The organism is Pseudomonas sp. c313 (genome assembly GCF_055407145.1).
Window position 1 is genome coordinate 92214 of sequence record NZ_JBUZRD010000013.1, and the last position, 6913, is coordinate 99126.

6 protein-coding genes are annotated in these 6913 nt (G+C 60.7%); all 6 read right to left on the reverse strand.

All coding sequences use genetic code 11. The features are described from left to right. Nucleotides 1–44 precede the first annotated feature (44 nt). Genes ACZRKZ_RS24440 through ACZRKZ_RS24465 form a run of 6 tightly spaced genes read right to left on the reverse strand, consistent with a single transcriptional unit; the run spans nucleotide 45 to nucleotide 6469 of the window. On the reverse strand, nucleotides 45–689 hold the full coding sequence (locus ACZRKZ_RS24440; protein ID WP_032856565.1) for a methionine ABC transporter permease: 645 nt from the start codon (nucleotides 687–689) through the stop codon (nucleotides 45–47). After that, entirely contained in the window at nucleotides 679–1797 is a 1119-nt protein-coding gene (locus ACZRKZ_RS24445) for a methionine ABC transporter ATP-binding protein (protein ID WP_463983008.1), read from the reverse strand. The genes ACZRKZ_RS24440 and ACZRKZ_RS24445 overlap by 11 nt, the downstream gene beginning before the upstream one ends. A 1-nt stretch (nucleotide 1798) precedes the next feature. After that, nucleotides 1799–2608: a MetQ/NlpA family ABC transporter substrate-binding protein gene (locus tag ACZRKZ_RS24450; protein ID WP_463983004.1), complete on the reverse strand. Its 810-nt coding sequence runs from the start codon at nucleotides 2606–2608 to the stop codon at nucleotides 1799–1801. Nucleotides 2609–2639: 31 nt separating this feature from the next. Further along, nucleotides 2640–3992, reverse strand: coding sequence for an LLM class flavin-dependent oxidoreductase (locus tag ACZRKZ_RS24455; RefSeq protein ID WP_463983005.1), 1353 nt, complete (start codon nucleotides 3990–3992; stop codon nucleotides 2640–2642). Then, a complete protein-coding gene (locus ACZRKZ_RS24460) occupies nucleotides 3992–5185 on the reverse strand; it encodes an SfnB family sulfur acquisition oxidoreductase (protein WP_463983006.1) in 1194 nt (397 codons plus the stop codon). Before ACZRKZ_RS24460 ends, ACZRKZ_RS24455 begins: the two co-directional genes overlap by 1 nt. Before the next feature lie 42 nt (nucleotides 5186–5227). Further along, a complete protein-coding gene (locus tag ACZRKZ_RS24465; protein ID WP_463983007.1) occupies nucleotides 5228–6469 on the reverse strand; it encodes an SfnB family sulfur acquisition oxidoreductase in 1242 nt (413 codons plus the stop codon). Nucleotides 6470–6913: the final 444 nt, after the last annotated feature.

Below are 6913 nucleotides of genomic sequence, written 5' to 3' on the forward strand. Positions count from 1 at the left end.
GTGGCGAGGGGCTGTGCGGCAGCTCCAATAAAGCCACCGCCCTCTCAGCGCTTGTTGAGCACCCGCGCCAAGCGATCCCCACCCAACTGAATCACCGCCACCAGAATCACCAGCAACACAATCACCGTCAGCATGATCTGGCTGTCAAATCGCTGATACCCATAGCGATAGGCAATATCCCCCAGCCCCCCGGCACCAATCGCCCCGGCCATGGCCGACGAGTTGATCATGGTCACCAGGGTGATGGTGAAGCCGCCAACAATCCCCGGCAGCGCCTCAGGCAACAGCACATGCCAGACAATATGCCAGCGCCGGCAGCCCATCGCTTGCGCCGCTTCGATCAGCCCGTGATCGACCTCCCGCAGGCTGACCTCAGCGATGCGCGCGAAGAATGGCGTCGCGGCGATGGTCAGCGGCACCACGGCGGCCCATACGCCGTAGGTGGTGCCGACGATCAACCGGGTAAAGGGAATCAGCGCCACCATCAAAATCAGAAACGGAATGGAACGGAACAGATTGACGAATGCCCCCAGCACCCGGTTCAGCGCCGGGGCCTGGTAGATGCCGCCCTTGTCACTGGTGACCAGAAACACCGCCAGCGGGATACCCACCAGCAACGCGATCAGTGATGACACACCGACCATCAACAAGGTGTCGATGGCGCCCTGCAATAACCGGTCAAACCACATAGCCCAGCACCTCCACCTGTTGTGCCCAGCGCTTGGCGCGGCTGCGCAATTCTTCGGCGCCCAGGGACGAGCCTGTGACCGCCAGCAGCAACTGCCCCAGCGCATGGCCCTGAATCCGTTCAACCCCGCCTTGCAGCAAGCGCACGCGCCCGCCAAGAGCACTGAACAGCGCCGCCAGGTCCGGCTCGTCCTGGGCGCTGCCAGTAAATTGCAAACGCAGCACGACGGCCGCGTCCGCCGACACCGGTTTGGGCTGCAAACGGTTTTGCAGTTCTTCCGGTAACCCATGTTGCAGCGGCGCCAACAGGGTTTTGCTGACCTCGTGCTGCGGGTTGCCGAACACTTCCCACACGGGGCCTTGCTCGACGACCTTGCCGTGTTCGAGCACCACGACCCGGTCGCAGATTTCGCGAATCACCGCCATTTCATGGGTGATCAATACGATGGTCAGGCCCAGGCGTTTGTTGATCTCGCGCAGCAGGCCGAGGATCGATTGAGTCGTCTCTGGGTCCAGCGCCGAAGTGGCCTCGTCGCACAACAGAATCTGTGGGTCATGCACCAGCGAACGGGCAATGCCCACCCGCTGTTTTTGCCCGCCGGACAACTGCGCCGGGTAGGCTTTGTGCTTGTCCTGCAGGCCTACTAACTCCAGTAATTGACGGACCTTTTGCTGTCGCTGTTCCTTGGGTACTCCAGCGACTTTGAGCGGCAGTTCGACGTTCTGCCACACGGTCTTGGCTGACATCAGATTGAAGTGCTGGAAGATCATGCCGATGCGTCGGCGCAGCGCCACCAGGTGGTCTTCGTCGAAGTCACCGATGTCTATTTGATCGATCAACACCCGACCGCTGCTCGGTTGCTCCAGGCGGTTGATGGTGCGGATCAGCGACGACTTGCCGGCGCCGCTGCGGCCAATGATGCCGAACACTTCACCGCGCTGAATCGCCAGATCGATGCCTTGCAGCGCCGGCACAGGTTGACCGTCATAGGTCTTGCCCAGGTTGATAAAGCGCACATGGGCCCGATTCAGCTTGGGGTGCAGTTCGGTTTGCTCAGCGTCCCGCAGTGTCGTGTCCAGGGCGCGCAATAGGGCGTTGGCGGCGCTCATTTCAGCCTTCCCAGCCGGCTTGGTAGAGCTTGCCATGGGCTTTATCCAGGGCGGCGCGTACGGCTGGCGAGTGTTGGTAGATGTCGACGAACTTGATCAGGCGCGGGTCGGTTTTGCTTTTCGGCTGGACCACAAACTGGATCACATACTCCTTGTGGTCGAGACCGTCGAACAGCAGCGCGGACTCGGCATCGAAGGTCTTGGCCAGGCGAATGTAAGCCGGGTAGCCCTGCACCAAATCGGCGTCGTCATAAGCGCGCACCAGTTGCACGGCTTCCACCTGCAGGACTTTCAGCTTCTTGGGGTTGGCGATGATGTCTTCTTCAGTGGCCTTGTAGCCCACGCCCGGCTTGAGGGTAATCAAGCCGGCCTTGGCCAGCAGTTGCAAGCCGCGACCGCTGTTGATCGGGTCATTGGCAATCGCCACGGTAGCGCCTTGCGGCAGTTCGTCGAAGCTTTTGTATTTCTTCGAGTAGAGGCCAACGTTGTTGATGATCCCCGGCGCGAACGGTACCAGGTCAAAACCGGCAGCGGCCTTGGCGTTTTCCAGGAACGGGATGTGCTGGAAGTAATTCACGTCGATATCCCCGGCAGCCAGGCTGACGTTGGGTGCGATCCAGTCGGTGAACTCCACCAGTTCGACTTTCAGGCCCTGTTTGCCAGCCTCTTCGACGGCGGCTTCCAGGGGAATGGCGAAGGCGGCGGTGGTGCCGACTTTCAGCGGTGCGTCGGCGGCGAATACTGCCGAGCTGAACAGGCCGAGGGTGAGAGCCAGTGCTTTGACTGGGTGGGTGAGGAGTGCTTTTTTCATAATGGACTTCCAGTCATAAGAATTTGGTTGATCAATGGCGGTAGGTAGACCCGGTGTGCTGCTCGGGTAAATGAGCCGATCCATGGAAGACTTTTTCCCGAAGGGTCCCCTGCTCATAAGCCGTCTTGTACGACCCGCGTCGCTGCAACTCGGGAACCACCAGATCGATAAAGTCCACATAGCTTTCCGGCGTGACAATGCGCGTCAGGTTGAAGCCATCCAGGCCGGTTTCGCTGATCCAGGACTCCAGCTCATCGGCCACTTGCTCCGGCGAGCCCACCAGGGTGATGTAGCGACCACCGAGGGCGTGTTGCTCCAGCAACTTGCGCCGGGTCCAGTCATTGTTTTGTAGGGTTTTGGTGGCCGACTGGATGGCGTTGCTTTTCACGTACTGGATCGGTTCATCCAGCTCGTATTGGGAAAAATCGATCGCCGTGGATGCGGAAAAATGCGCCACACCGGCTTCGGCGCTGGCGTAGCTCAGGTACTCGGCGTGCTTGGCCCAGGCCAGTTCTTCATTGGCGCCGACGATTACGTTCAGGCCCATGAACACCTTGATGTCGTCCGGGTTGCGTCCTGCCTCGACGGCGCTGGTGCGCACCTTGTCCACCTGGACCTTGGTTGCCGCCTTGTTCTGCCCGCTGATAAACACGCACTCGGCATGGCGCCCGGCGAACAGCAGGCCGCGATCCGAACTGCCGGCCTGGAACAGCACTGGCGTACGCTGCGGCGATGGCTCGCAAAGGTGATAACCCTCCACCTGATAGAACTCGCCGTGATGCTCGACCTTGTGCACTTTGTCTGGCTGGGCGTAGACCCGTGCTTGCGGATCGTTGATCACCGCGCCATCTTCCCAACTGCCTTCCCAGAGTTTGTAGAGCACCTGCAGGTACTCGTCGGCCTGGTCGTAGCGGCGGTCATGTTCGACTTGCTCGGTGAGGCCCATGGCCTTGGCGGCGCTGTCCAGGTAGCCAGTGACAATGTTCCAGCCCACCCGGCCACGGCTCAGGTGATCGAGCGTGGACATGCGCCGGGCGAACAGATACGGCGGCTCGTAGGTGAGGTTGGCGGTCAGGCCGAAGCCGAGGTTTTTGGTGACGGCGGCCATGGCCGAGACCAGCAGCAGCGGGTCGTTGACCGGCAGTTGGATCGACTCCTTGAGCGGCACGTCCACCGAGTCTTGGTAGACGTCATACACGCCAACGATATCGGCGATAAACAGCCCGTCGAACAATCCGCGTTCCAGCAGTTGCGCCAGTTCGGTCCAGTATTCGACCGTCTTGTACTGGGTCGAAGTATCCCGCGGATGAGTCCACAGGCCGTGGTTGATGTGCCCGATGCAGTTCATGTTGAAGGCATTGAGCAGGATTTTCTTTTTGCTCATCAAATAGTCCCCCGCAGCGGCGGGTTTTCATCGTTGAGGTAATAGTTACCCACCGCGTGGTACTTCCAGCGCACCGGGTCGTGCAGGGTGTGCACCCGGGCGTTGCGCCAGTGACGGTCCAGGCCATGTTCGGCCAGGGTCGCCTGGCTGCCGGCCAGTTCAAACAGGGTGCTGCCGGCGGCCAGGGAAATCTCGGTACTCAGCGCGCGCACTTCAGCGACAGCAATGGACGCGGCGGCGATGGTCTGGGCATTGGTCTCGGCCTGGGCACGGTCGAGGAAAACGCCCGCGCGCTCCAGCAGGGCTTCGGTAGCGTGCAGGCGAATGCTCAGGTGGCCGAAGCTTTTCAGGGTCAGCGGGTCTTCGGTGGCCTTGTCGTTGCCGGAGTCAATCCATGGCCGGGTCTTGGTGCGCACGAAGTGCAGGGCATCTTCGAAGGCGGCGCGGGCGATGCCGGTGTCGATGGCAGCGTGAAGGATCTGCGCCAGCGGGCCAACCGGGGTAGGGCGTTCGAAGGCACTTTGAAACGGGATCACATCGGCGGCGGCCACCCATACGTTGTCGAACACCACCGAACCACTGCCGGTGGTGCGCTGGCCGAAGCCGCTCCAGTCGTCGATCACCGTCAGGCCCTGGCTGTCGCTAGGGACAAAGGCCAGTTGCTGGATGCCGTTTTCGTCCACCACGGAGGTGGGAATACGCTGGGCGTAGAGGGCGCCGGTTGAGTAAAACTTGCGGCCGGCAATGCGGTAGCCGTCGCCGTCACGGGTCAGTTTTGTCACCCGGTCATGGGCGGTCTTGGTGCCCAGTTCCGCGAGGGCATTACCGAAGCGCTGGCCGGCCAACACTTCGGCATACAAGCGCTTTTGCTGCTCAGGGTTGCCGTTGACCCGCAATACTTCCAGCGCATAGAAATGGTTCTGCGGGATCTGCCCCAAGGACGCATCGGCCTGGGCGATCAGCGCCGTAACCTTGGCCAGGGTGACGTTGGAAACGCCAGCACCGCCGTACTCCTTGGGCACGCTGATGCCCCACAGGCCGGAGCGGGAAAACACGTCCAGTTCAGCCAGGGGCAGGCGGCGTTCGCGGTCGCGCAGGGTGCTGTCGCGACGGAAGTCTTCGGCCAGGTCGCTGGCAACAATAAGGGCTTGTTCATCGCTGGTGATGACCGCGACGTGGTGAGAGAAAGTCATTTTTGTTCTCCAGAAGCTTGGTCGAGAAAGTGTTCTGGTCGGTTAAATCCAGGAGTGTCGGGCCGGCAAGGTGCCGTTGAGGTGATAAGCGCCTACCGCGTGGTATTTCCAGCGCACCGGGTCGTGCAGCGTGTGCACCCGTGCATTGCGCCAATGGCGGTCGAGGTTGAACTCGGCGAGGGTGGCGCGGCTGCCGGCCAGTTCGAACAGTTTTTCGCTGGCCAATAAAGAAATTTCAGTGGTCAGCACTTTGGCTTCGGCCACGGCAATCGAAGCCCTGGCAGCAGATTGCGCGGTGATCGGCGCAGCGCTGACTTGGTCCAACACCTGGCCGGCCTTACGCAGCAGCGCTTCGGCGGCATGCAGTTCGATTTTCAGTTTGCCGATGTCGGCGATCACGTAAAGGTCATCGCTGGCCCGTTCGACCTTGGCGTCGATCCACGGGCGTGAGCGTTCACGTACGAAGCTGATGGTGTCGTCGAGGGCCCCACGGGCGATACCGGCGTCGATGGCCGCCTGGATCAATTGCGACATGGCGCCCTGAATGTTCGGGGTCTGCCCCAGCCTCCAGTTGTCTACCACCAGTTCGGCGTCCACCGGCACGTTGTTCAGCAACACCGTGCCGCTGGCCGTGGTGCGCTGGCCGAAGCCCGACCAGTCGTCGACGATACGCAGCCCCAGGGTGCCACGGCGCACAAACGCTATGACCTGCTGGCCGTCATCATTCAATGCCTTGATCGCCACCCAGTGGGCGTACAGCGCGCCAGTGGAGTAAAACTTCTGGCCGCTGATGACAAACCCGTCACCCCCGGCGGTGATCCGGGCCTTGAGGTCCAAGGTGTTTTTGGTACCGCGCTCCGGGCCCCCGTTGCCAATGCGCCAGCCGTCCAGCACGCTCTGGAACAATTGTTTTTTCTGCCGCTCGTTAGCGGTGCCTTGCAGCAAGTGCAGGATGCCGAACTGGTTCTGCGGGATTTGCCCCAGGGCCGGATCTGCGGCACTGATAATCGCGAAGACTTCGGCCAGGGTCACAAAGGACACCTGCGGGCCGCCGTATTCACGGGGGATGGAAATACTGCCCAGGCCGCTGCGGGTGAACTGCTCGATTTCGGCCCAGGGCAATTTGCGTTGTTGATCGCGCCGTGCTGCTTGCAGGCGGGCAGCCTGGGCAAGCTCGTGGGCAGCGTCGAGGGCCTCGGCGTCGTTGCGCAGTACCTTGGCGGGCAACAACAGCGGGGCAATGTCCAGATCACTCTGGAGGGGAGCTTGTGCCAAGTTAGACATCTGTGCGCCACTCCATGGCTGCACGCAATGCCCTGGCGTTACGCACCGGGGTGATTTTGACCATACCTACCTCGCATCCGTTGAAAAACAAAAAAATCAGGAATGTCCGGTGGTCCGGTTCATATACCCTAATCGTGTTTATTTTTTAAATAAACTAACTTTTAGGAATATGCATAGATGCAGGCAGCAGCAATCGCTCCGAACGTTAAGCGCAGGCGAGCGCCATAGACCCAAAGGAGCGATTTAATGAAGGGCCAGAATGGGAACCAATCCCCTGGGCGTTAGATAAGGGGGTTGGTTAGTTGGCGTAAAGAGGGTGGGCTGGGTAAACAGGGAGTTATGGAGTTGGACTTGCCCCTACAAAACCGAACACCAACTCCCCGTTAAATTGATGCTGCCGCTAAGCGCCTGAACTCCCTCGGAGAGCGATAGTTCAAGGCGCTG